Here is a 26,727-nt window from a genome sequence, read left to right as displayed (position 1 = left end):
TGTATACTTTCTAATAGAATAACATTCTTAACCACTCATGTAAAATAGTAAAACCGCATTATGGCAAACTAAAAAACAGCTCCTACTAGCTCACCTTGTGTTAGCGACTGGTCGGAACAAAATCCCCGTCAAAAAATTTACGGCTAAGTTTCTTAAGTTTCCCTGTTTTTTGTAGCTTTCGTAACCTTTTATTAACAAATGCCTGTAAGGCTTTGCCTTTTTTATCATCAGCAAAAATATAATAGGACAAGCCATCTCGTTGCTCATTATCTTCTTGTTCTAGCTTGGTTATTTTTAATGACAATCCATGCTCTTTAATGGCTGTTTTTAAAGAAATGGCATCATAAAACATAAAGTCAAGCTGCCCACTTTCCAGTTGCTGGAGTCTTTGACTTAAAGGGCTACTTCCTGCGGCGTAATGGATTTTGATAGGATTTTGATCAGGATGGTTCTGATTCCATTTTTCGAGTACTTGCACATAGTTGGCGCCTGGCATTCCTGTTGTGGTCTTGCCTGAAAGGTCATCTAAATTGCGATAGCGCTTGTTTTTTTTTTGTCGCTAAAACATAAGGAGATTTTGAAATCGGACTTGAAAAAAGGTATTTTTTTGCCCGCTTTTTACTATATCCAAAGTTGTTAGCGGCAATCTGATAACGTCCTGCATCTATTCCCGTCAAAATAGAAGGAAATGAAACGGTTTCTACTTTTAAGGTGTATTTTGACCGCTTAAACACCTGTTTTAAAACTTCAATATCATAGCCGGTAGCCTTGTTTTTGACCTTATAGGTAAAAGGCTTAGTTGCTGAATCAGTCGCCACTTTAACAATTTCTTTTTTCGCCGCTTGGACAGGCTGTGGAAGGGCAAAAAACAACAAACTGAAACTAAGGAGCAAAGCATTTCTTTTTTTCATGGCATTCTCTTCTTTCTAGTTAGTTCACATTTTAACAGAAACTATATTTTTTGCATAATATCATTTTTTTATCAAGGCAATTAAAAAACAATATCAAGGATATAGGGGTTGAACAATTAATGAAATTGTAATATAATTAAATTTATGGAGGTTTCGTATGAAAAGAAGACTAGTATTGGCTGTTTCTTTAGTCATCGCTTTTATTGCCTTGTCTATAAAAACAATCCACTCAACGGATTACTCTGATTTAAGCCAAAAAGAAATTTCTAATCTTATTAAGGTTAGGAGTGAGCGTATCGTCACTTATCATGATAACGCTACCATTAACAAAATGATCACGTATTTAGCAAAACTCAAAAAACAAGGCCTTTTGACAGAAGAGTATCTGATGACTTATATTTTTGCGGATGAAAGCACTTTCGTCACAAAGAAATCAAGAATTATTGCTGATCCCAATGGTGGGTATTGGACCTGCTTTGAAGGAGAAGAGGGTGATGGTGACGTCAAAATCGGTCTAGATGGCAAAGCCGAACTTAACTTATTCAGCTCTGAGTCAACCAGTATTGGCGAACTCCAAGAAGCTGTCTTGAACTGGTACCATAACACTCCATAACGTCACACCATACTATTCTTATCAAAAGAAAAAGAGCTGGAATTCCAGGCTCTTTTTTTGATTTAAAAACTTTGTTTTTTGGCTTTGCGCTCTGCTCTGCCTTTAGCACGTGTCTCAGATCGGCGTTCTTTACGACGCTTTTCATCGACTACCCACTGAATTTTTTTCTTGTAGGCTGGTTTGACTTTTTTCTTTTTCTTTTTAACCAGACCGATCATTTCAGTATCTAATTTTTGATACGATTTTTCGCGATTGAAACGGCGCTCACGATCATAGGTATCTTGGAATTCACCGTCTTTAAGGACTTTTGGTGTAAAGGAAATGCCCATTTTTTCCAACTCTTTGATGTCAGAGTCATCACTTGGTTGGTATAAGGTAATGGCTGTTCCTGACATGCCGTTACGGCCTGTACGACCCACTCGATGGACGAAAAAGGAAAGGTCTTGTGGGATGGCATCATTAATGACATGACTAACTCCCTCAATGTCTATGCCTCGAGCTGCTAAGTCTGTGGCAACGATGTATTCAAAATCAAGTTTTTTAACCTGACTCATGATACGTTTACGTTCTCTTGGAGGAACACCTCCATGAATCTTAGCAACTTTTAAGCCATTTGAAACCAAAAAGCCATGCAAGTCATCTGCTCGCTCTTTGGTGTTAACAAAAATCATCGCCAAGTAAGGATGCATCGTTTTTAGCATGCCTAAAATTTGACTATTTTTATCCCGACCTTTTGTCGAAACCAACCAGTTATCAATCGTATCTGCAATGACTGTTTCTGTTTTGATTTGCTCAATTAAAGGATTGGTCAAGTATTTTTTCAAAAAAGGCTGTAACTTTTGTGGGATAGTCGCAGAAAAGACCAGAATCTGAACTGCTTTTGGAAGTGCTGAAGCAATTTTATCCACAGTATCCAAGAATCCCATATCCATAGTCATGTCCGCTTCATCCACCACAAAGCTAGTTGCCCTATGAATGGCTAAAGAGCCTGATTTAACCAAGTCGTAGATACGTCCTGGTGTTCCAATAACCATATGTGGCTGTTTGCCTTTTAATTTTTCAATTTGGCGCATTTTATCTGTTCCGCCAACATAATTGACGAGACGGATTTCTTGTTCTGAATGCTTGGCAATTTGCTTGCTGGCTTCAAAAATTTGAGTGGCTAATTCACGACTAGGCGCTGTAATAACTACTTGAACTTCATCTTTTGCTTCGTTTAGTTTTTCAAAAATTGGCAATAAAAACGTATGTGTTTTTCCTGACCCTGTTTTTGATTCTCCTACCAAATCACGACCTGATTTGACTATCGGAATCAGTCGCTGTTGAACCTCTGTCGGCTCTACAAATCCAATCTCATCCAGTGCTTTTTGGATGTATGGTTTAAAATTATAATCTTTAAATGACATTTTCTACCTCGTTTTCTTTCATATTATACCATTAAAGTCTTGGACAAGCAAAAGGCAGTGCTCTAACACCGCCTTTTCTGTTAGCAATATAACATAATTAAAACACATAAACTGCCTAAAAGCCCAATTCCCCATAGGAAAATATCGACCTGCCACTCAGACCACTTGGCTGATTTGCCTGATAGACCACCTAATTCTAGATGGTGGTGGAACGGTGTCATTCTAAAAATACGACGCCCTTCTCCATATTTTTTCTTAGTGTATTTGAAATAACTAATTTGCATCATGACTGAGCTGGTTTCAAAAACATAAACAATCCCAATCACAAGAAGGGTCCATTCCTGTCTCAAAGCTATTGAGAGTGCAGCCAACATAGCTCCCAGAGCTAAACTGCCCACATCTCCCATAAACACTTTAGCGGGCTTATGGTTAAAGACAAAGAAGCCTAACAAAGCACCAATCATAATACCAATTAGCAAAAGCACTTCCATTTGTCCTTGAACAAAGGTAATAACCGCATAGGCTGATAAACTGATGACCACCGAAATCGATGCCAGCCCGTCAATGCCATCTGTCAAATTAACAGCGTTTGAAAAACCAACAACCCAAAATAGGACAAATAGCAAATAAAAGGGGCCTAGGTGTATTTGATAACCAAAAACATTAATGCTATCAATGCCACTAGGAGCAATCTGCATGAGGTAAAAGAGCAAGCCGCCAATTATTTGTAAAACCATTTTTTGTTTGGCGGTCAAGCCTTCATTGACCTGCTTAAAGATTTTTAAAAAATCATCTAAAAACCCAATAATGCCATAGATAACAACGACAGATAAAATCGCTAACAGGGTTCCGATAGCCATGCTTTTTTGCCCAAATACTAAGGCAAAAAATAAGGTTAACACTAAGGCAACAAGGAGAAAAACAGTTCCTCCCATAGTTGGGGTTCCCGCTTTTTTTAGATGTTGCTTCACATCCTCGTGCATTTGTTGGCCACCTATTTTCTTCATCTGATAAAAACGAATGAAATAAGGCATGGCCAGGGTTGTCAATACAAAGGCCGTGAGCCCCGCCGTAAGGGTTAAAAACATATTAATCTCCTAAAGTTATTTTGATTTTTTTGATTTTTTTCAGTGTCTTTCCGACCCGAACATTTTGTTTGACCACTCGTCCAGACTCAGCCCCTTTGTAGACAATCTCAATCCCCGTCCATTTAGAGAAGTGCTCAACGGTTGATTTGGTCCAACCATACATATCAGGCAAGGTCGTCAATTGATTTGTGAGCACGACAACCTGCTGATTTGCAGCTAAATTAGCGCCCACTTTTCGAGATATCTTTTTGACTTTGCCACCTGTACCAAGAACAATGGGTTGAACTAAGTTTCGGCGAAGTTCGTTAGACACTACTCCTGTTTCTTGACCGACAAAGTCTGGTAATTTGTAAGGGGTTTGACGATTTGAAGGGATGGTAGCTGGTTGAGTCAAGGTTTCTTTCATCAAATAGGCTTCTTCTAAAACAGGATTAAAGATATCTTGCCAAAACATGCCACTCCAATGCTCTGGTTGCTGTAACGTCACATACATTAAAAAGTCTGGTTTTTCAGCAGGCACCATCGCTACAACGGAAAAGATGTAATTGGTGAGGCCACCTTCTAAGTAACCACTGCCGTCTTCTGCTGCAATCTGAGCTGTCCCTGATTTGACAGCAACAGGAAGGTCCCCTACTTTAATGATTGGTCCAGTTGTTTCAGAATAAAGGGTACCAAATACAGGATCTGTCCCCACATTAACCATGTATTTTCGTGTTTCACTAGCTGCTTTTTTAGAAATGGGCTTACCGACAATTTCTTTAGATGCGGTTCGGTAAGTGTTGGTATTAGGGTCATACAACTGACTAATCATTTTGGGCTCTAGCATCTTACCATCGTTAGAAACTGCGGTAAATGCTCTAAGCATTTGCATTTGATTGGCAGAAATACCTTGACCAAAGGCACTCATGGCTTGAGTAACAATATTATCAGATGGGAATAGTCCTGTTTGCTCTCTTGCCATGCCAAAACGAGACGGTCGGTCAAACTGAAACTTAGACAAGTAGTTCAGCCATTTGTCATTTCCCATTTTTTGCTCAAGTTTTGTCATTCCAACGTTACTTGAGTAAGAAAATCCTTGCGCGTAGGTCATGTATTGACCTGTAGACAAGCCCAAGTTGATAGACCAGTCTTGGATGGTGGCATCAGCGATGGTGAGACCATTAGCATTGCTGAAGGTGTCATTAGGTTTGAAGACCCCTGCATCAATAGCCGATGCGAGAGTCATCACCTTCATCGTGGATCCTGGCTCAAAAGGATTTTGATGCAAAGCATTTTTCCAGTTATAAGCCTTGTTTTCTAAACCTTCTAAGGTATCTGCGTTATAGCTAGGTCTTTGCGTTGTGGCTAAAATCTCACCAGTCTTTGCATTGACAAGAGTTGCACTAGCAAATTTTGAGCCTTGGGTTTTAGATTGAAAGACATCCATTTGCGTTTCCAAAAAAGTCTGAATGGGTTCTGAAAGGGTTGTGTAAACATCTGTCCCGTTTTTTGCTTTTTTGACCACCTTGCCTGTACCAAGTAAGGTGTTTCCTTTACGGTCTTTTTCATAAGTAATGGTACCATCCTTGCCAGATAGCAAATCATCCAAAGAAGACTCGATACCACTTTTACCAACTAGGCTTTTACTGCCATCTTTTTTATTTTCAACTAAAGAAGCCAGTCCAATAAATTCAGAGGCAAAGAGGCCATTTGGATACATCCGACTAGGACTAGAAGAAAAGGCTACGCCCTTAATCTTAGCATCTTCCATAGCTTTTTGGATGGCACTTCGCGTGCTATAAGAAATGCCAGAGCCCTTCTTGCCAAACGATACCTGAAATAGATGCTTTTGCTTGAGTTGCTTAATCACATCGCTCTTTTTTAGTCCTAATTGTTTCTTTAAAATCTGAGCAACAGTGTCATACTGCTCAGGCTGGACATAAAGTTTTTCACCAGTTGCTGAGACAAATGATTTATCACGGATGGCATATATGCTATAAGTCGTTGAATCGACGGCAATTGCAACACCGTTACGGTCATAAATAGTACCACGCTTTGCTTGGATAGGGACTGTTTCTTGATATACTTTTTTGGCTTCGCTAGCTAACGGTACCCCAAATTTTTTATCTGTCCCAATAATAATCATGAAATTAATAATAAAGATAAAAAAGATAAAAATAGCCAAAAGCATCATGTTTTGTCCCACTCTGACACGATTTTGAACGGGATTTTTTCTATCTTGAACAACATAGTTTAAAAAATACTGTTGTAGTTTTTTCATAGGTTAGTCAACTTTCTTGATATTATCATTACGATTACTGAGTCCAGCCTTACCTGCAATGCCAATAATGCGATCGCGTCTAGAAAGTTCGTTAACCTCTTGCTTAGCATTTGTTAATTCTGTTTTTTGCTGAGAAATCTGATTGTTTAAACTTGTAATATCTTGTTGTAGCTGTAACTTGCGACTCTGCAGGTAAATGATGCTAACAGCCATAGTAATGATGGTAATAATAATGGTAGCATAAAAAGCTTTCTCAATTCTAGAGAAAGTTCTTATTCTTTTTTGCAAGGCATGTGAAACAGCCTGTGTTTTTTTGTCATTAGTCATAAGTTTATTTCCGGATTTTTTTGATAACGCGTAGTTTAGCTGAATGAGCTCTATTATTAGCCAAAATCTCTTCTTGGCTCGGTAAAATAGGTTTACGAGAAACCAATTCAAACTTAGGTTTCATGTCCTCTGGGATAAAAGGAATTTCTTTTGGAATGTCAACGGTGCTAGCTTCTTTAAACAATTGCTTTGTCAGCCTATCTTCTAAAGAATGAAAGGTGATTACCGAAAGGCGTCCATGTAAAGCTAGGAGGTCCATAGCCTGTTGAATAGACTGGTCTGCCGCACCAAGCTCATCGTTCACTTCAATCCGAATGGCTTGGAAAATTTGTTTGGCAGGGTGACCTTTTTTCTTGAGTTCTTTAGCTGGTTTAGCCGATTTGATAATCTCTGCTAATTCGGTTGTGGTCTCGATAGGCTTTATTGCCCTAACTTGCTCAATCCTACGAGCAATTTGTTTTGAAAACTTATCTTCGCCATATCTGAAAAAGATACGAACCAAGTCGTGAAAATCATAAGTGTTAACCACATCATAAGCTGTCAATTCTGCTTGTCGATCCATCCGCATGTCCAGCGGGGCGTCTTGGCGATATGAAAAACCGCGCTCTCGCTCATCTAACTGTGGACTAGAAACGCCTAAATCATACAAAATCCCATCAACCTCTGTCACTCCATGAGCTTTGAGAGCTGAAGATAGGTTTCTAAAATTATCTTTAATGAAGGTCACTTGACCTTTTTCGATATACTCGCTCAGCACCGTTTGCGCATTGTCAATGGCTTTTTGATCTTGATCAAAGCAATAGAGGTGGCCTTTTGGACTCAGCTGAGACAACAAATAAGCTGAGTGCCCAGAGCCACCAAGAGTTGCGTCCACATAAATACCGTCTGGCTTGATATCAAGCATATCAACAGTTTCGTGAAGAAGGACTGTTACGTGATGAAATTCTTTTGTCATGCCTTTAATTGTACCATACTTCAAAAGGTTTATAAAAGAAAAAGTAAGCGAAAAGGGTTTCAATTAGCCTAGATGGCCCCTTTTTACTTACTTTTTCTGTGATGATTGCTCTGTCTAAAAAGCTGATTATCCATTAGCTCCAAATACTGGGTCAGATTTTCTTAAGGCAAACATTTTAAAGGGTTACTGTCTGATGTGACCATTGCCGTTGATATAGTATTTGCTGCTGGTGAGAGCTTCTAGACCCATTGGCCCTCTGGCGTGCATTTTTTGCGTTGAAATGCCAATTTCCGCTCCCAGACCAAAGACAAACCCATCTGTAAACCTAGTTGAAGCATTAACATAGACAGCTGCTGCATCCACCTGATCTTGGAAGGCCTCAGCCGCATAGATATCATTAGTGATAATGGCTTCAGAATGATGGCTAGAGTATCGATTGACCCACGAGATAGCCTCTTCAAGAGAGGACACAATCTTGACAGACATGGTATAGTCTAAAAACTCAGTTGCAAAATCTACCTCTTGGGCTAAAACCGACTTTTCAAAAAGACGACTAGCCTTTTCATCCACACGAAATTCAACGGACTGACCTTGTTTGAGAGCATTTTCTAATAATGGAATGAATTGCTCTGCAACTTGATCATGGATGACCAAACTTTCAGCAGCATTGCAGACGCTAGGCCTTTGGGTTTTAGCGTTGATAACAATATTAACAGCCATTTCTAAATCTGCTGCTTGGTCAACATAGATGTGAACATTTCCCACCCCAGTCTCAATAACAGGGACTTTTGCCTTTTCTTTGACGGTTTGAATCAATCGTGCCCCACCTCGAGGAATCAGGACATCAACGTATTCAGTCGCCTGCATGAGCTCCTCAGCTAACTCATGAGAAGGATCTTCAACCAACTGGACAGCATCCGGAGTTATTCCTGATGTTTTGAGACTCTGCCTCATCACCTTGACCAAAGCCATGTTTGATTGCAATGCGTCTCGCCCACCCCTCAAAATAATAGCGTTATTGGTTTTAAAGGCTAAACTAAAGGCGTCTACAGAAACATTGGGTCTGCTTTCAAAAATCATGGCAATAACACCTAGAGGCACTCTTTTTTGAATAATTTTTAACCCATCTAGATTAGTGTATCCTCTAATCACTTGCCCTATTGGATCTGCTAAATCAGCCACCTGATTGACACCTTCTGCGATGGCTTTCAGGCGCTCAGGAGTCAGACGTAAACGATCTATCATAATGTCTGAAATGCCGTGATGACTGGCTTGTTGTAAATCTTTGGCATTTTCAGAGAGGATATAAGCGCTTTGATGAATCAAGTCCTGACTTAGCCTTTTTAAAAATTGATTTTTTGCTTGAGTCGATAAAAGGGCTAACTCTCTGCTAGCCTGCTTTGCTTGTTGCCCTAACTGTTGAATATTAGTCATGTTTCACCTCTTTGCTATTTGTTTAAACCAAGTTCCTAGTTCTTCACCTGCCAAAACCCTTAAAATGTCACGGGGATTCGAACCATTCATCAAAATCATTTGTCCCCTATCCTCAAAAATCATCTGAGCCGATTTAATTTTACTCATCATGCCCCCAGTTCCAAATTTGCTCCCAGCACCACCTGCTGCAGTCACAATGTCCTCTGTGATAGCAGACACGTGATGTTTTAAGCAGGCGTCTGAATAAAGGTTTGGATTTTTATCAAATAAGCCATCAATATCTGACAACATGATAAGCAAGTCTGCCTTGGTAATGCGCGCCACAATTGCTGATAATCGGTCATTGTCTCCAAATTTGGTAGAATGATCCATTTCGTCCACACTAACAGCATCATTTTCGTTGACAATCGGTACTATCCCTAAATCAATCAAACTTTCAAAAGCATTGGTCACATTAGCCAGACTTTCTGGAAAAACAACCACATCACGAGTTAATAAAATTTGAGAGACCTTCGTCTGATAGTGGGCAAAAATCTGTGAATACAGACTCATCATCGCCACCTGACCAACACTTGATACAGCTTGTTGCTTTGCAAGATCTGTTGGACGCTTCGCCATTTTTAAAATGTCTAAACCAAATCCCATAGCACCTGAGGACACTAAAATGACTTCTTTTCCCTTATTCATCAAACTTGAAATCACAAAGGCCAACTGATCAATTTTTTCCAAATTAATCTTGCCAGTCGAAAGAACAAGTGAACTTGTCCCGATTTTTATTACAATACGTTTTACATCTTTAAATTGTCGTTTCATCATACCCAAATTATAGCATAAAAAACAGCCCCTGAGGACTGTTTTGCTAATAAAGGAGGCTTCTATTGAAAAGCGGGCTAACTCTTGTCTAAATGCTTCCAGAATGTTTTTAACACCCTAAGGTGAGCTAATCCTAGGACAGTCAACACAATAACTGATAATAAACTGTTGATGTAAATAGCGTGTCCTACGACATTAATCAGTATAAAAATGGCGATAGTCGCAAACATAGCAAACAATAAATGACCAAATGTAACTCCCATTGTCAGCCACTGGTTACCACCTCTGGTAAGCAGCTGCGTTATGTCTTGCCATTTCAAATCAAGATTTCGATAGTCACGCCGATACATAAACTCTCCTTGAACAATCATAGAAAGAGAGAAGCCTAAACAAAATGCTAAGGTCAAGAGTGGGTGTGAGTGTAGCACGAAAGTTCCTAATATCAGATACAACACCAAAGGCACCATAAGTTGAAGGCCAATAAGTAAGCAAAACTTTTCAATCAAGAACGTTTTTAGTTTAATTGGCAAGCTTTTAATAAATGTAAAATTGTCTCTTTCAAGAGAAATTCCTACCCCAATAAAGCTGGTTGGTGGTGCCGACATTCCCCCTATATGGGAACCAAGCAACAAGGCGATGCCAAAGAATTTTGGAGAGATGCTCTCAAATGTCCCCGCACCTCGAGATAACATCGGGGTAATGAGAAATATTACCCATACTAAAGGCATCATATAGGTTTGAACTAATAGATTGGCATTTTGCAGCGTTAATAGATGGTGTTTTCGCCACAACTGAGTAACTGTTTGTTCTTTATATTCATCATTTATAGGTTTTTTAGAGTGTTTTTCTTTATTCTGATTACTGATATAAAAAGCTTCTTCATAATAAGCTGGCATGATTTTTCGAACAATACCATACAACATTAGAAATACTATGACTAACGGTAACCAAAAATTAAAAAGGGAGGTCACAGAAAAAGGCGATTGAACAACATCATAAAAACCTCTAAAATAAATAATCTCCGGATAGTCAACCACTTTTTCCTGCGTCATCATACGCCGATTATTGCTAATGTTAAGGACAAAAATTAAAGCAATAGCACCTAAAGTTGAAGCTGTTAGCATCAAAGTTGATATTAACTTACGCCTGCGACTTCTTACAATGATTTTACCCAAAATAGCATTTATGTAAATAGCCATAACCATAGAAGCTATCATCAAAATGATAAAAAGTAAGAGAGCCAATAAAATAGATAAGGGATTTCCTAGGATTTGCCAGAAAACCATAATAAAAAGCGACAATAGCGGCAGTAAAAAGACACTGCCCATTCCTAATGAAGAAATAACTTTAGCCATGTACAACTCTTCTACCCTGATTGGTAGATGCACATACAATTCAAGGTCGTTACTCTCATAAAAAATTGCGTACAAAGTAGTAAAAGTTGTTAAGGTTGATACGATAAAAAACGTAGCAAGATAAAACGAAAAAATACCTGGATACTGACGAAAATCAACACTGGCAAACATAAACACATAAAGAAACAAAAATATTATAGCTAGCGAGGCTTGTTGTTGGATCATGCTTTTGTAAGCCTTGAAGTTTGCCTTGGGGCGTTTTTCCTGACGTTTTTTTAATTGTGCTAAAGTTTGTGTATTTGAATAAAGAATGTTTATCTTGATAAGTTCCCAAATTGTAGACCAGTTCATCCTAATCCTCCTGTCCTTGAGCTTTACGCCCAGCTAATTCAAGATATATGGTTTCCAAGTCTTTATCAGGGTAACGTTCTTTGAGTGCGTCAATTGTGCCAACAAAAATGAGTTTGCCTCGTTTTAAAATGCCGATACGGTCACATAGTTGCTCCGCCACTGATAGCACGTGTGTCGAAAAAATGACCGTATTGCCTTTAGCGACATGTTTTTTCATGAGGTCTTTTAAATCAAAAGCAGCCTGAGGATCTAGTCCAGTCAAGGGCTCATCTAACACCCAGATGCTAGGATTTGATACCAAAGCACCAATCACAATCACTTTTTGGCGCATTCCGTGGGAAAAGCTGTCAATGCTATGATTCACTTCGTTTTTGAGATCAAATAATTCGGTTAAGTAATCAATACGCTCGGTCATTTCTGATTCTGTGACACCATAGATTTTAGCCAGAAAGTGCCAATATTCATTTGCTGTCAAATTTAAGAAGATATTTGGTGAATCAGGGACATAGCCAATTTGTTTTTTGATGGCTTCTCTATTTTCCTCAAGCAATTGCCCATCGACAAAGACCTCTCCATAACTCGCTTTGATAATAGAAGTTAAAATGCTAATTGTTGTTGTCTTTCCCGCTCCATTATGACCGATAAGGCCAAAAATTTCCCCATTTTGTATGGTTAGGTTTAAATCACTAAGAGCTTCTTTGTCATCATATTGTTTAGAAACGTGTTTAAATTCTATCATGCTAATTCTCTTTTCTATTCTTGGCAAGGTCTCTTAACTTTTTAGGATTCACTCATCATTCAAAAGACTATCCACTGAAGCCTATCGCTACTGAGCAACCCTTCTCTAATCCTTTATCGAGACAAGCTATGGACTTTCATACTGTTCAGGATCACCGCAAGCTTTTTTAAGTGTATCATAAAAGCGCTCTCGCTTTCCCTAACAACATCTCCTTTCATCACTTGTTATTTAGCGCTAATACAATCATTCAATAATTCTATTATAATGCCTAAGTCGCGTTTGGTCAATTGCCTATCAAGGCTTTTTTAGCCAATCTAGGCAAAAAAAGTACGAAAAAGGTTAGGCAAGAAGCCTAACCCGATTGAATCATTGATTAAAGTGATTTGTATAGTGTTACTGCGTTTGCTACTGTGAAACCATACTCTTCAAAGATACGATTACCAGGTGCAGATGCTCCCCAAGTATCAATAGTCAAGGTTTGACCGCTCATGCCAACATATTTAGCCCAGCCAAAGCTTGAGCCTGCTTCAATCGCAAGGCGCTTCGTAACTGTTGCTGGCAAGATGCTTTCTTTGTACTCTGAAGATTGTTCGTCAAAGATGTTTTGTGATGGCATTGATACCACGCGCACATGGATTCCTTGAGTTTCTAGAGCTGCTTGAGTGTCTAGAGCTAGTTTAACCTCAGAACCAGTAGCAATGATAATACCATCAAGGTCTCCCTTAGCTTCTGAAAGGATGTAAGCCCCTTTGTTCACACCAACTGCTGCCAATTCTTTTGTTCCTTCAAGAACAGGAAGGTTTTGACGAGTCAAAACAAGCAGGGTTGGACGGTCTGTCTCAACAAGGGCACGTTTCCAAGCAGCATTAGTTTCGTTGCCATCTGCTGGACGGATAACATTAAGGTTTGGCATTGAACGAACACTAGCCAATTGTTCGATTGGCTCATGTGTCGGGCCATCTTCACCGACAGCTATTGAGTCGTGTGTCATGACATAGACTGTTGGCAAGTTTTGAAGGGCAGCCATACGAACAGCTGGAAGCAGGTAGTTTGAAAAGACAAAGAAGGTTCCGCCATAGACACGTGTTCCACCGTGAAGGGCAATACCATTCATAGCTGCTGCCATTGCAAACTCACGCACGCCAAACCAAATGTTACGGCCAGCGTAGTTTTCTGGTTGGAAGTCTGTCTCTGCTTTTATCATTGTGTTGTTTGATGCCGAAAGGTCTGCTGATCCTCCCCAGAAAGATGGTACTTGTTCTGAAATTTGTTGAATCGCTTTATGGCTAGAAACACGGCTAGCGACTGCTGAGCCAAGTTCATGAGCTTCTAATTCAACATGAGCTGCCTCTCCAGAAAAAGCTTGTTTGTATTGTGCTGCCAATTCAGGGTATTCAGCTTCATAAGCTGCAAAAAGCTCATTCCAAGCTGCCTCAGCTTTTTCTCCACGAGCTTTTAAGCCTGTGGCAAAGCGCTCTGCTACTTCAGCAGGTACGGTAAATTCTGGGTATTCCCATGCGTAAGCTTTTTTAGCAAAACTAATGCCATCTGCTCCAAGAGGGGCACCATGCACTGACGATGTTCCTTGTTTTTCAGCGCCAAACCCGATAATTGTTTTGACTTCAATAATTGTTGGTTTGCCTGTTTCAGCTTTCGCTGCTGCGATGGCTGCTGCGATTTCGTCTAAGTCATTGCCATCTTTAACAAGGATATGTTGCCAACCATAAGCTTCAAAACGTCCCTTAACATCTTCTGTAAAAGCCATTGATGTTGGGCCATCAAGCGAAATATCATTTGAATCATAAAGCAAGACCAACTTGCCAAGTTTTAGGTGTCCAGCAAGGCTAGCTGCTTCTTGGCTGACACCTTCCATAAGGTCTCCATCGCCATTTAACGCAAAGGTATAGTGGTCCACAATATCATAACCTGGCTTGTTAAATGTTGCAGCCAAGTGCGCCTCAGCCATAGCCATCCCAACAGCATTTGCAATTCCTTGACCGAGAGGTCCTGTTGTTGCTTCTACGCCGTCTGTATGGTTAACTTCTGGATGACCGGGTGTTTTAGAACCCCATTGGCGAAAATTCTTTAAATCATCAAGAGACAAGTCATAACCAGCTAGGTGGAGTAAGCTATAAAGCATCGCGCTCCCGTGACCTGCTGATAAAATAAAGCGATCTCTGTTTGACCAATTACGGCTTGTTTTAGGGTTGATGTTCATGAAGTGGTTCCATAGAACATAAGCCATTGGTGCTGCACCCATCGGTAATCCTGGGTGTCCAGAATTTGCCGCTTGAATAGCATCCATTGATAGGGTACGGACAGTATTTACTGCCAATTGGTCAACTGCATCAAATGTCATAAGTAAAACCTCTCTGTTTTTACAACTAAAATTAAACGTTTTCTGTTGTCTATTGTATCATAAAATGAGGCGCTTTTTTAAGAAATTCCTGTAAAGTCTCCAAATTGTTGTACTAGCCAGACAGACTTCTTACCTTTAGCACCCAAAGAACAAATAAGCCTAGCTATCAATAGCCAGGCTCAGAGGATTATTTTTTGAAAGATGCCCAATCTTCCATAAAGGTTTTGATGCCATTTGTTGTCAATGGGTGTTGTGTCATTTTTTCAAATAAAGCATCTGGAATCGTTGCAATATGTGAACCTAACTGAGCGACAGCTTCGACATGAGCTGTTGTCCGTATGCTGGCTGCAATGATTTCAGTCTCATAACCATAGGTATCAATCATTTCACGAAGCTCACTGATAAGTTGGTAAGGGTCTGATCCGATGTCCTCTAAGCGGCCAACGAATGGGCTGATGTAGGTAGCGCCTGCCTTCATAGCCATTAAACCTTGGCTAGCTGTAAAGATCAACGTCACATTTGTTTTGATGCCTTCTTTTGATAAAACGTTAGTGGCTTTTAAACCTTCTGTGGTCATCGGAATTTTAACAACAACATTTGCATGCCATTTAGCGATACTACGTGCTTCGTCAATCATTTCTGCAGCGGTCAATCCTGTCACTTCTGCACTGACTGGCCCATCAACAATGTCACAGATTTCTTTGATAACCGTCTCAAAATCACGTCCTTCACGTGAAATGATACTCGGATTGGTTGTGACACCATCAACCACACCCAATTCGTGAATTGCTTTGATAGCTTCAACATTTGCTGTGTCTAAGAAAAATTTCATGATAATCCTCCAAAAAATTGATTAGTTTTATATTGAGTGACTGTAGCCACTAAATATCACAAGTAGTTTGATTTGGTCTTTATGTGATTAGTGAATTGCTAGCTGTACGTTTAAACTCACTAGTTATTATCCTGAGCAAAGACCTGTGTTGCTCTGACCGCTTTTTTCCACCCCTGGTAGAGTTTGTTTCTGCGGTCTTTTGACATCTGAGCTTCAAACAACTGACCCGTTGGGTTCAAAGCCTTTAAAGAATCGATGTCTTTCCAATAACCAACGGCTAAGCCAGCTAAAAAGGCTGCCCCTAGTGCGGTTGTTTCTAAATTTTTAGCTCTCGCAATAGCAATGCCTAAAATATCCGCTTGAAAGGCCATCAAATAGTCATTCATTGCGGCGCCTCCATCAACTCGCAACTGATGGATTGTAATCCCCGAATCCACTTGCATGGTTTCAATCACGTCTCTCACCTGATAAGCAATTGCCTGCAAGGTGGCTTTGACAAAATCCTCCCGGCTGGTGCCTCTGGTTAGTCCAAAGACTGAACCACGCGCATCTGAGTCCCAGTAAGGTGCGCCAAGACCTGTAAAGGCAGGTACAACATAAATATCATCAGCGCTTTTAGATTGTCTGGCAAACCTCTCTGAGTCAGAAGATTTCTCTAACATCTTGAGCCCATCACGCAACCATTGTACGGCACTCCCTGCAATAAAAATAGAACCTTCTAATGCGTAATAGATTTTGCCATTAATCCCATAGCCAATCGTTGTCAACAGGTTATGATGGGATAATTGGGCCTGTTGGCCTGTGTTCATGATGATGAAAGAACCTGTCCCATAAGTATTTTTAACCATACCTGGCTCAAATGCCAGTTGTCCAAAAAGAGCTGCCTGTTGATCTCCTGCCATCCCTGCGATTGGGATCTCTCCACCATAAAAGTGAAACGCAGCCGTCTTGCCATAAACTTCTGAATTGGACTTGACGCTTGGTAACATGATTTTTGGAATATTGAGCAGGGCTAAGATATCATCATCCCATGTCAAGGTTTTGATATTGTAAAGCATGGTTCTGGCAGCATTTGAATAGTCTGTGACATGGACTGCTCCATTTGTTAACTTCCAAACCAACCAGGTGTCAATCGTTCCAAACAGTAATTCTCCTTTTTCAGCTCTTTGTTGAGTTCCTGGAACGTGGTCTAAAATCCACCTCAATTTAGTCGCTGAAAAGTAAGCATCGATAACCAAGCCTGTTTTGTCATGAATCATGTCCTTATAGCCATCTTGTTTGAGCTGTTCAGCAATGGGGGCTGTTTGGCGTGACTGCCAAACGATGGCATTATAAATGGGTAATCCCGTCTCTTTATCCCAAACCACTGTTGTTTCACGCTGGTTGGTAATGCCGATAGCCTCAATTTGATTGGGCTTGATGCCTGATTCGATAAACGCCTCAGCAATGACCGATTGGACGGAATTCCAAATCTGATTGGCATCATGTTCTACCCAACCAGCTTGTGGGAAAAGTTGTGGAAATTCCTTTTGGCTGCTGACCAATATATCTGCTTGACGGTTAAAAATAATCGCCCGCGAGCTTGTTGTCCCTTGGTCAATCGCCATAATATATTTTTCGTGCACGATTTTATTCCTCCATTTGGTAAACGCTTTCTGAGACTCTTATATTATACACCATTTAAGCGCTTTCGCCCATTATTTAATCACCTCTTGCCTACAAAGAGAAGACTCTCTCCTTCTTTTGTCAACAGCATCAAAAAAACCAACCATCTTATCAACAAGATGGCTGGTTTAGGCTATTCATCACATTAATCATCCATCGGTTCAGATGATTTTTCAATAATGTCTCCAGAGTTAGCGTCAATTGTGTAGCTATACTCTTGATTGTTATGGTCAAACTCAACTTCGTAAACCATAACACCGTCATCATTATCGGTGCTGATTTTTAATCTTTGGGCATCAGCTTCTGGAACTGAAGCATCTTTTAAAGCGATTGTTTTGGCTTTATCTTCTGATAACTTCACATCCTTAGTTGTTTTTACGCTACTAGGTTGTGAGGTCACGTGATCATCTTTGTCCATGTCACAAGCGGCTAAACCAATTAAAGAGAGGCTGGCTATGGCTAATACAGAAAGTTTTTTGATTGTCATAAGTTCTACCTTCTTTCTTTTATTTGGTTTATTATATCGCAAAAAAAGATTTTTTTCTAATTGTTTGATTATAATAGCTAATTAGGAATGCGGATCGTCCAAACTTCTTCCGTGCAATCCCTTTTCGCGTTGGATTTGCTTGAGTTTTTCTGGGGTCAAATCATTTCCTGCCTCGTCCACGATTTTGATGCCTTCAATGTGGTGTCTTATGGAGCGGCGATAACCTTCGATGTACTCTTCGCGCAATTTGGCTTGCTCGACTTTTTCAGGACCAGTTAATCCAACTGTTTTTTTCTTTTTAGCGAGCTCGTTGATGCGCGCAATTTTTTTAGGATCCATAACTCCTCCTTATCCAATTATTTTTTATGAGAGCCTTGTTAAACGACCTATTTTGTGTTTAATTTATTGAAGGCTACGAGCCTTTGTGCCTTAGTAGCAAGACGGCTCAGCAAGGCTAAGCGATTGTTTTTCAACGCTTGGTCGTCTACCATAACCATCGTGTTGTCAAAAAAGGCAGTGATTGCTGGGCTTAATGCAAAGAGTTGGCTGAGTTGCTCATCAGCTGTTCCAGCTAAGATTAAGGTTTCTGTAGCTTCTGATAGGGCTTTTTCGTGAGGATTGTCGAAAAGTGTTACATCAACTGCGATAGAAGCATCTGCTTTTTCAACCAAATTAAAGACACGCGACAAGCTTTCAACAGCTCCCTTATACTGGTCAGTCTGACTCGCTTTCAACAGTGCTTCTGCGGTGGCTAACAGTTCTGGGACAACAAAGTGAGAGCTAGCAAGAACCGATTCACGGATGTCTTTTGGTATTTTGTTCCCCATCATTTTGTCCACACGTGCACGAATAAAGGCCATCACGTCATCCTGACCCTCATAGGTTAAACTGTCAAATGACAAGTCGTAAAGTCCTTTGATTAACGTGTCTATCGGAATGGTCCAACCAAAGTGGTCTAAGATACGTACGATACCTTGGGTGGCACGACGTAACGCATAAGGGTCATTCGACCCTGACGGGATCAAACCAACTGAGAAGAACGAAAGCAAGGTGTCTAATTTGTCTGCTAAAGCAAGAATAGCCCCTACTTTTGTTTCTGGAAGTGCACCGTCAGCTGAATTGGGGAGGTAATGTTCCCGAATAGCAGTCGCAACAGCCTTATCTTCTCCTGCCAATAAGGCATATTTTTCACCCATGATTCCTTGAAGCTCATCAAATTCGCCAACCATACCGGTTAAAAGGTCAAATTTATAAATCTGAGCTGCACGATCAACAGCGCTTGTCTCGCTAGCAGACAGATTGGCTTTTTGCGCCAACGACGCTGCAATAACTCTGCTACGATTCATATGTTCTGCAACAGAGCCGATTTTTTCATGAAAGGTTACATTAGTTAATTTAGCAACTAAATCTGCGATAAGTAATTTTTGGTCCTCACGCCAGAAAAAGTCTCCATCTTCCAAGCGGGCTACCAAAACTTTTTCATTTCCCTTGATGACATTTTCAATGTGCTCAGCATTCCCATTCCGAACAGAGATAAAGTTTGGCATCAATTGCCCATCTTGATTACGCACCACAAAATAGCGTTGGTGGGTTTTCATAGAGGTAACCAAAACTTCTTCTGGAAGGTTGAGATAGCTTGCATCAAAACTTCCCATAAAAGCAGTCGGGTATTCAACAAGGTTCAAAACTTCGTTGAGCAAGTCCTCATCAATATCAACCTGAACTTGGTGTTTGGCTTCAAGGGCTTTGATTTGTTCGATAATAAGTTCCTGACGTTCTTTAGGATCTACAATCACATATTGATCACGCAAATCCGCCTCATAAGAAGTTGCGCTTTTAATCTCGGTTTCTCTTCCTAAAAAGCGATGCCCACGGCTCACACGTCCTGAGTGAATGTCTAGAAAATCAAGCTCTAAAGCTTCATCATCTAATAAAATACTTAGGGTATGCACAGGACGAATGTACTCAAAACTATTGTTTGCCCAATGCATGCTAACTGGAAACGTGAGTGATTTCAAAACATTTGGGACAGCTTTTAGAATGTCCTTAGCTGGCTGACCTTCCTCGTGCTTTGTCACGTAAACGTAGGATTCGCCTTTGATGTCACGAAATTCAATATCTTCTACTGTTAACCCTTTTCCACGCACAAAACCTTGAGCTGCTTTTGAGAAATTGCCTTCGGCATCTAGGGCGATTTTTTTAGAAGGACCTTTGAAGTCTTCGGTCAAATCGGTTTGTTTATCAGCTAGGCCCATCACGCGGACAGCTAGGCGACGAGGCGTTGAAAAGGTTTCAATAGCTTCGTATACCAGTCTGTTAGCCGCTAAGAAGGTTGCCATTTTGTCGCCCAATTGTTTTTGACTTGATGTCACCACATATGCTGGCAATTCTTCAAGACCAAGCTCTACTAGTAAATCTTTTGTCATGATTAGTCTTCCTCCTTGAGTAATTCTGCTCGGCTAGCCTCATCTAACAGTGGGAAACCAAGTTTACGGCGCTCAGCCACAAATGTCTTGGCAACCACACGCGCCAAGTTTCGGATACGAGCGATATAGCCAGCCCGTTCTGTGACAGAAACGGCTCCACGAGCATCTAGCAAGTTAAAGGTGTGCGAACATTTTAACACATAGTCATAAGCTGGGTGAACCAGACCTTCTTCCAAAGCACGTGACGCTTCTGCTTCGCACTTTTCGAAATGCTCTAGCAACATGCTTTGGTTTGAAATTTCAAACGAATATTTCGAATGTTCGTACTCTGGCTGAAGGAAGATTTCTCCATACTTCACACCTTTTGCCCACTCAATGTCATACACAGAGTCAACTTCTTGGATGTAAGATGCCAAGCGCTCAAGGCCATACGTAATCTCCGCAGTCACAGGGGACGTTGCAAGACCACCAACCTGTTGGAAGTAAGTGAATTGAGTAATTTCCATGCCATCAAGCCACACCTCCCAACCAAGACCAGCTGATCCTGTTGAAGGGTTTTCCCAGTTATCCTCGACGAAACGAATATCATGTTCAAGTGGGTTGATTCCTAATCGCTCTAATGAGTCCAAATATAGCTCTTGAATGTTACTTGGTGATGGTTTCATAACCACCTGAAACTGATGGTGTTGGTAGAGTCGGTTAGGATTTTCTCCATAACGCCCATCAGCTGGGCGGCGTGACGGCTCAACATAAGCTGCGTTCCAAGGTTCTGGACCGATAGCTCTCAAAAAAGTGTAAGGACTCATGGTCCCTGCCCCTTTTTCATTGTCATAGGCCTGCATCAACAAACAGCCCTGATCGTTCCAATACTGTTGAAGGGTCAAGATGATTTCTTGAAAGGTTAATTTGTGAGACATATCGTAACTCCTTTTTGTAATCTGATGTGAAATAGCAACAAGCACACGCCTAGCTAATGAATCCATAGCCTTGGCATAAGAAAAGAACCGCTTTACCTCCCCATGTCTATAGACATAGGGGCGTATGAACGCGGTTCCACCCTAATTTATAACTTCATTGTGATATGACATTAGCCAGCGACTGCTTACATTCTCGTTTTAGTCACTGTTACCTCTAAAGAGAAAGCGCCAATAAGCAGGATTACCATTCGGCTCTCACCATTTCCGAATTCGCTTGAGATAATAGACGTGCCATTTTCTTTCTTGTTAACAAGTTTATCACAAAGTCCAAAACTTGTCTATGCTTGGACGAAAACTTGCTTGCAATTACTCTTTAATGCCATTTGGGATAATCACTTCTGCCAACAGTTTGTTTTCTTCCTTGATGCGTAGGTAAATCACTAATGCATAGCACGGAAACAGCAAGATTGCTGTGATCTGCGCGTGGCAAAGCAGAACAATTCCTACTAACTCTGGCCCAATATTTAAAAAATAATTGGGGTGTTTGACTGTTCTAAAGAGCCAATGGTCAACATATTTGTGGTCTTTAGCCAGCATGAGCTTAACCGTCCAAATCTCACCCAAAATGCGAGTCACCTCATAAAGAACAACAAGTGAAAACACCATTAACAATAACCCTAAAAAGCCAATCGCATCAAAGGTCACTTGTTTTAGCAACGCTTCAGTGACTGCAAAGGCATAAATCATGATGTGCAGCAAGGTCAAAAATTTTGTATTTTGAACGCCAAACTCTTTGCCACCTTGAGCCAAGATTGCCTTTTCGTTGGCAATTGATTTTTTTAAAAACACTAAACGGATGGCAAACATAGCCAACATCAATAATAAGATAATCAAAACAGAACTCCTTAACTGTTAGTTATTATTTTTTCATAAAACACTAATAAAAATTATAACCAAATTATAAACCATTGTCAATAACTCAATTTATTTTTCTTGCTTAGCGCATAAGATAAAGCCGCTAGACATCATAGGCTAACGGCTTTGTGTTTGTCCTAGTAATCTTTATTATCTGGGTCTGGAATAGCTGACATGCCTGGCAAGGTTTTGATGATTTCAGCATCTTCGGCTGTGAGTTCGATATCAAAAAAGTCCATGTTTTCTTTGATTCTGCCAGGATTCACTGATTTTGGTAGTGGCACAAACCCTTCATGAATAGACCATGCTAGGGCTAGTTGAGCAACTGTTTTCCCATATTTTTGTGCTAAAGCAACCATAGTATCATTGGCAAAGATTTCACCTTGTCCGAGTGGGCTCCAAGCTTCCAAAATAATACCATTACGACGGCAATAATCCACCACCTCTGTCTGGTAACATCCTGGCGCGAGACGAATCTGGTTAACCGCAGGCGTGATTTCGGCAGTTTCTTTGAGGGCTTCCAAATGGTGCACTAAAAAGTTACTCACTCCAATAGAGCGCACAAGACCTTCTTCAAGGGCTTCTTCCATATAGGACCAAGCCTCAGCATTTGCTGCTTCCCATCTGTCACGAAGGGCTTTTGGATTTGGCCAATGGATTAAGTAAAGGTCAACATAATCGAGTCCAAGACGGTCTAAGGAAGCTCTGAGAGCCTCTTTTGCCCCATCATAGCTATGTGCATCGTTCCACAATTTTGTTGTGACAAATAATTCCTCACGTGGGACACCGCTGTCTCTGATAGCACGTCCGACACTTTCTTCATTGCGATATATTTTTGCAGTATCGATATGACGGTAGCCTGCTTTAATAGCTGCTAAGGTTGCCTGGTAAGCTTCCTCACCATCTGTGGCCTTAAATGTTCCAAATCCCAAGACCGGAATATCAAAACCACTATTCATTCGTATTGTTTTTACCATATCTGAAACCTCCATCGTGATACCCCTATTTTATCATAAAGCCCTAAAAGAAAAAAGAATTGAGCATGTCCCAATTCTCTTTAAACTTAGGCCTCAAAGACCTTTTCACCGTCTAGATAAGTCGCCATGAGAGTTAAGGATGGATCAAGGACGATAAAATCTGCAGCATACCCTTTTTTCAGTTGCCCACAAACATCGTCAATGCCAACCGAAACAGCTGGAATATAAGAAGACATAGAAATGGCTTGGGCAGGACTTGCAATCCCCCAAGACACAACATTTTTAATCCCTTGTGTCAAAGTTAAAATAGAGCCTGCCAGATTACCGCTTGCTTTGAGCCTTGCTGTGCCATTTTCGACAATAACTGGAAATTCTCCCAGCATGTAGTCTCCATCTGGCGAGCCACCTGCACGCATGCAATCCGTAATCATGGCCACATGGTCATGACCTTTTTGCTGCATCAGCAAGTCACATGCCACTGGAGTCACGTGGTGCCCGTCACAAATCAACTCTGCATAGGTGTTTGGCAGATGATAGACAGCTCCCACCATTCCTGGCTCTCGGTGACTAAGGCCTCGCATGCCATTATAAGCATGAACCCAAACACTGGCGCCTGCCTCAACTGCTTGCTTAGCCTCTGCATAGGTGCCGTTTGAATGCCCTAAAGCCACTGTGACCCCTTGCTTTGTCAAGGTTGAGACAAACTCTGTCACACCATCGCGTTCAGGGGCTAAGGCTATTTTTTTAATCAAGCCCTTAGCCGCGCTTTGCCAGGCTTGAAATTCGTCCAAGCGTGGATTTTTCATATAACTAGGATTTTGAGCCCCTTTGTATTCCTCAGTAAAATAAGGTCCTTCAAAGTAGATTCCTTGTATTTTAGCACCTTTTACCTGATTAGCAGTCGTTGCAATGGTTGCTGATACTTTTTCCAGTTGCTCAAAGGTTGAGGTCAGGGTCGTTGGTAAAAATGATGTGACTCCCGTTGACAGGAGGCCCTCGCTGATTTTGTGAAGACCTTCTACTGAGTTATCCATCACATCAGCGCCAGCATAACCATGAATATGAGTATCTACTAACCCTGGGGCAATCTGATACCCAGTGTAATCAATTATTTCAGCCCCTTCAGGAGCAGTTTGACGCCACTCTCCAAATTTCCCCTCTATAATTTCTAAATAGCCGGCTGATTTAGTCTCGGTTGGGTAATAAAAACAGTCCGCTTTGATATAGCTTGTCATTTCTTTTCCTCCCTTTTGCAACTATTATACGCCTTCTTAGTCATTTTGTAAATGGTATATACCACTTTTGCCTTAAAAAAAGAAAGCTTGATGGTCAATCAAGCTTTCTTTTTTTTATAATTGCTCTGATAAAACTTTTTCTGCCAAGTTTAAAGCATGGTCAGTGATGCGAGTATAGTGGGAGATAATATCAATAAAGATAATACCTGCTTGGGCAGTACACTCCCCTCGGTTAAGACGCTCAATATGTGTCTTACGCAATTGACGCTCTTGTTGCTCGATGTCCTTGTGACGGATCACGATAGAGTCTGCCAATTCCTTATCACTGTCAACAATTGCCCTAACAGCATCTAAAACCAAACAATGAGTCAAATGAAACATGTCTGTCAATTCATCACGCGCAGCAGCAGAAAAACCAATTTGTTTGGCATTAATGCCATCTGTCAGTACCGTCAAGGACTCAGAATGGTCCCCGATCCGCTCCAAATCACGTGACGAATCTAAAATACCAGCTAGCACTTCATTTTCTCTAGGGCTGAGGGCTTCGTTAGAAATATCAACCAAGTAAGTGGTTAACTCCTCGTCAATAGTATTGACTGCTTTTTCATAGCGTCTTACTTTTTTCCCAAAGATTTCTTCGGCTGTCATAATGTAGCTGTAAGAGGCTTCTAAGGCTTGAATCGCATAAGATGCCAAATGGACCAGTTCCTTGCGCGCATTGCCAAGGGCAATAGATGGCGCCTGCGTGATGAGCAGTCGGTCTAGGTAAAGGGCTTCGTATTTGACAACTTCGTCCTCCCCTGGAATTAACTTGGTCACAACCATAGCCAAGAGTCCAATAAAAGGAATTAATAGCACGGTGTTAGTAATATTAAACGTACCATGTGAAAAAGCAATGGTCATTTCAGGAGATAGGTGTAACACAGATTGTAGCCATAACATCAAAGAAGTAAATGGCATCAAAAAGACCATGAAGATAATGGTTCCAATTAAATTGAAGAAAACATGAGCCATCGCAACTCGTTTGGCTGCAATGTTAGAGCCAATAGCTGCTAAGACCGCTGTGATACAAGTTCCTATATTAGACCCTAATAAAATAGGTACCGCACCTTGTAAGGTCAACAGACCTCCCGAGAAAAGACCTTGCAAAATACCAATAATCGCTGCAGACGACTGGATGAGCATGGTCAAAGCCGTACCGATAAAGACACCCTGAAAGGGCTTGTCTCCCAGAGTGGCTAGGTAAGTTTGAAAGGCTGAAACCGACTTTAGCGGATCCATAGCATCTCCCATCAAGTTTAGAGAAAAGAAAATTCCCCCTACACCAAAAATGATACGTCCCAGATTATTCAATTTTTTATTAGAGGTAAAAAATAGGCAGGCTGAACCAATAAAAATCATCGGAAGAGCATAATCTCCTAGTTTAAAACCAATGAGAAAAGACGTCACCGTTGTCCCAATATTGGCCCCCATGACGATACCAATCGCTTGGCGCAAGGTCAAGAGACCCGCAGAAACTAAACCGACCGTGATAACCGTTACCCCTGAGCTTGATTGGATAAGGGCAGACATGGCAATACCAACTAAAATACCAAAGAAAGGATTGCTGGTGTATTTATCAATGTAGTACCTTAGCTTATCTCCTGCCGCCTGTTGGAGCCCATCTCCCATGTATTTGATACTGAAGAGAAAGAGCCCTAAACCTCCAAAAAAGTGAAATGCAATGTCTTGCCAATTTACCGACACAATATCGTCCTCGCTCAATTATTTATTCTACTCTATTTTAATGTATTATTGGTCTTATCACAAGGGTTTTTTCAGTATTATTAAACAAAGAGAGCGCATCTCAAAAACAACTTTTCATTTTTAAGCTTTCAAGGTATAATAAGGCTAATCTTACTCAAAGCCATTAAAGGAGAACACATGCAAAATAAATCAAAAGAGAGCCTCTATTTGGCCCTTTGCCTTCTGGTCATTACCCTAGCTGGTGGGGGGTATCTAATGTTTGGAAGCTTTAACCAGCCACAAAAAAACACCCCGACCAACCATAAACAACAACTAGCACTCCAGCAAGCTAAGCAATTGTTAAAAGAAGCTGAAGAAAACCCCTCTCCAAAAACCATCAAAAAAGCTCAAGAAAGCATCAATGCCATCCGCAACACAAGGACTCAAAAAACGTTTAACAAGCGCCTATCGGCTATCCAGTCAGAACTAAGCCGAGAAACCGTTGCTACTGATGCCGTCAAAGCCACCCAAACATCCCCTAGCCAAGGGCTAAAGGAAACCGCTCAAAAAATCATTGACGGGGTCAAAAACCAAAAGAAAAAAGCTGAATTACAGGCTTTACTTGATGCCATCGTGATTAACCCTGAGAATGCTGAGGTTGATGCACAAATTCCTGAACAGGCACCTCCAAGCACTAACAGGCCCGCACCAGTCTCACCAACACCAAATCCAACTCCTAACCCTGTACCTGCACCTCCTGTACCACCTGCACCTCGTGATGTGCCAAAAACTCCCGAAGTACCGCCAGTTGCTGAGCCTGAGAATAGCACTCCACAGACTCCACCAACTGAGACGCTTCAAGAAAGCACCCCTATCCCACCAGCTGACTAAAAAGGCTTTGCTGAAAAAGCATTACTCTTAATAACAAAAAACTGAG

22 protein-coding genes and 1 pseudogene are annotated in these 26,727 nt (G+C 40.9%); 2 read left to right on the top strand and 21 right to left on the bottom strand.

The genetic code is table 11. The annotated features are described in order from the left end of the window. Window positions 1-100: 100 nt before the first annotated feature. A pseudogene (locus AKK44_RS03935) lies at window positions 101-911 on the bottom strand (transporter substrate-binding domain-containing protein). 157 nt (window positions 912-1,068) lie between these two features. Between AKK44_RS03935 and AKK44_RS03930 the strand changes: the two are divergent. After that, on the top strand, window positions 1,069-1,524 hold the full coding sequence (locus tag AKK44_RS03930; RefSeq protein ID WP_054278613.1) for a hypothetical protein: 456 nt from the start codon (window positions 1,069-1,071) through the stop codon (window positions 1,522-1,524). A gap of 62 nt (window positions 1,525-1,586) precedes the next feature. Here the strand turns inward: AKK44_RS03930 and AKK44_RS03925 are convergent, their stop codons facing one another. The 20 genes from AKK44_RS03925 to AKK44_RS03830 form a co-directional block, all read right to left on the bottom strand. After that, window positions 1,587-2,930, bottom strand: a complete 1,344-nt coding sequence (locus AKK44_RS03925; protein WP_054278612.1) for a DEAD/DEAH box helicase — start codon at window positions 2,928-2,930, stop codon at window positions 1,587-1,589. Between the two features lie 80 nt (window positions 2,931-3,010). Beyond that, window positions 3,011-4,018, bottom strand: a complete 1,008-nt coding sequence (mraY, locus tag AKK44_RS03920; RefSeq protein WP_054278611.1) for a phospho-N-acetylmuramoyl-pentapeptide-transferase — start codon at window positions 4,016-4,018, stop codon at window positions 3,011-3,013. Window position 4,019: 1 nt separating this feature from the next. After that, on the bottom strand, window positions 4,020-6,278 hold the full coding sequence (gene pbp2x, locus AKK44_RS03915; RefSeq protein ID WP_054278610.1) for a penicillin-binding protein PBP2X: 2,259 nt from the start codon (window positions 6,276-6,278) through the stop codon (window positions 4,020-4,022). 3 nt (window positions 6,279-6,281) lie between these two features. Next, on the bottom strand, window positions 6,282-6,605 hold the full coding sequence (ftsL, locus tag AKK44_RS03910; RefSeq protein WP_037596131.1) for a cell division protein FtsL: 324 nt from the start codon (window positions 6,603-6,605) through the stop codon (window positions 6,282-6,284). A gap of 4 nt (window positions 6,606-6,609) precedes the next feature. Continuing rightward, window positions 6,610-7,560 (bottom strand): 16S rRNA (cytosine(1402)-N(4))-methyltransferase RsmH, encoded by a 951-nt coding sequence (gene rsmH / locus AKK44_RS03905; RefSeq protein WP_330218224.1) that lies wholly within the window; start codon window positions 7,558-7,560, stop codon window positions 6,610-6,612. Between the two features lie 183 nt (window positions 7,561-7,743). Further along, window positions 7,744-8,994 (bottom strand): glutamate-5-semialdehyde dehydrogenase, encoded by a 1,251-nt coding sequence (locus AKK44_RS03900; protein ID WP_054278608.1) that lies wholly within the window; start codon window positions 8,992-8,994, stop codon window positions 7,744-7,746. Window positions 8,995-8,997: 3 nt separating this feature from the next. Continuing rightward, window positions 8,998-9,810, bottom strand: a complete 813-nt coding sequence (gene proB, locus AKK44_RS03895) for a glutamate 5-kinase (protein ID WP_152569090.1) — start codon at window positions 9,808-9,810, stop codon at window positions 8,998-9,000. A 74-nt stretch (window positions 9,811-9,884) separates the two neighbouring features. Beyond that, on the bottom strand, window positions 9,885-11,513 hold the full coding sequence (locus tag AKK44_RS03890; protein WP_054278607.1) for a hypothetical protein: 1,629 nt from the start codon (window positions 11,511-11,513) through the stop codon (window positions 9,885-9,887). Window position 11,514: 1 nt separating this feature from the next. Then, complete coding sequence (locus AKK44_RS03885) at window positions 11,515-12,252, bottom strand: ABC transporter ATP-binding protein (RefSeq protein WP_054278606.1); 738 nt, start codon at window positions 12,250-12,252, stop codon at window positions 11,515-11,517. A 373-nt stretch (window positions 12,253-12,625) separates the two neighbouring features. Then, window positions 12,626-14,611, bottom strand: a complete 1,986-nt coding sequence (gene tkt, locus AKK44_RS03880) for a transketolase (protein WP_054278605.1) — start codon at window positions 14,609-14,611, stop codon at window positions 12,626-12,628. A 187-nt stretch (window positions 14,612-14,798) separates the two neighbouring features. Next, complete coding sequence (gene fsa / locus AKK44_RS03875) at window positions 14,799-15,443, bottom strand: fructose-6-phosphate aldolase (protein WP_037596122.1); 645 nt, start codon at window positions 15,441-15,443, stop codon at window positions 14,799-14,801. A 119-nt stretch (window positions 15,444-15,562) separates the two neighbouring features. Then, on the bottom strand, window positions 15,563-17,071 hold the full coding sequence (glpK, locus tag AKK44_RS03870; RefSeq protein ID WP_152911059.1) for a glycerol kinase GlpK: 1,509 nt from the start codon (window positions 17,069-17,071) through the stop codon (window positions 15,563-15,565). 182 nt (window positions 17,072-17,253) lie between these two features. Further along, window positions 17,254-17,595, bottom strand: coding sequence for a PepSY domain-containing protein (locus AKK44_RS03865; protein ID WP_054278604.1), 342 nt, complete (start codon window positions 17,593-17,595; stop codon window positions 17,254-17,256). A gap of 81 nt (window positions 17,596-17,676) precedes the next feature. Further along, window positions 17,677-17,934, bottom strand: a complete 258-nt coding sequence (locus tag AKK44_RS03860; RefSeq protein ID WP_054278603.1) for a DUF896 family protein — start codon at window positions 17,932-17,934, stop codon at window positions 17,677-17,679. A 47-nt stretch (window positions 17,935-17,981) separates the two neighbouring features. Beyond that, on the bottom strand, window positions 17,982-20,021 hold the full coding sequence (glyS, locus tag AKK44_RS03855; protein ID WP_054278602.1) for a glycine--tRNA ligase subunit beta: 2,040 nt from the start codon (window positions 20,019-20,021) through the stop codon (window positions 17,982-17,984). Between the two features lie 2 nt (window positions 20,022-20,023). Then, window positions 20,024-20,938, bottom strand: coding sequence for a glycine--tRNA ligase subunit alpha (gene glyQ, locus AKK44_RS03850; protein WP_037596113.1), 915 nt, complete (start codon window positions 20,936-20,938; stop codon window positions 20,024-20,026). Window positions 20,939-21,304: 366 nt separating this feature from the next. Then, complete coding sequence (locus tag AKK44_RS03845; protein ID WP_054278601.1) at window positions 21,305-21,832, bottom strand: isoprenylcysteine carboxyl methyltransferase family protein; 528 nt, start codon at window positions 21,830-21,832, stop codon at window positions 21,305-21,307. 158 nt (window positions 21,833-21,990) lie between these two features. Continuing rightward, entirely contained in the window at window positions 21,991-22,830 is an 840-nt protein-coding gene (locus tag AKK44_RS03840; protein WP_054278641.1) for an aldo/keto reductase, read from the bottom strand. A gap of 86 nt (window positions 22,831-22,916) precedes the next feature. Then, window positions 22,917-24,065 (bottom strand): N-acetylglucosamine-6-phosphate deacetylase, encoded by a 1,149-nt coding sequence (gene nagA, locus AKK44_RS03835; RefSeq protein ID WP_054278640.1) that lies wholly within the window; start codon window positions 24,063-24,065, stop codon window positions 22,917-22,919. A gap of 114 nt (window positions 24,066-24,179) precedes the next feature. Further along, the gene (locus AKK44_RS03830) at window positions 24,180-25,811 is read right to left on the bottom strand and encodes a Na/Pi cotransporter family protein (RefSeq protein WP_054278600.1); all 1,632 of its coding nucleotides are present in this window, start codon (window positions 25,809-25,811) and stop codon (window positions 24,180-24,182) included. Window positions 25,812-25,988: 177 nt separating this feature from the next. Between AKK44_RS03830 and AKK44_RS03825 the strand changes: the two genes are divergently transcribed. Then, window positions 25,989-26,681: a hypothetical protein gene (locus AKK44_RS03825; RefSeq protein ID WP_054278599.1), complete on the top strand. Its 693-nt coding sequence runs from the start codon at window positions 25,989-25,991 to the stop codon at window positions 26,679-26,681. Window positions 26,682-26,727 lie beyond the last annotated feature (46 nt).

The organism is Streptococcus phocae (assembly GCF_001302265.1).
GTDB lineage: Bacteria > Bacillota > Bacilli > Lactobacillales > Streptococcaceae > Streptococcus > Streptococcus phocae.
The sequence above is the reverse complement of the archived record's forward strand: the minus strand, read 5'-3'. Positions and strand labels throughout refer to the sequence as shown.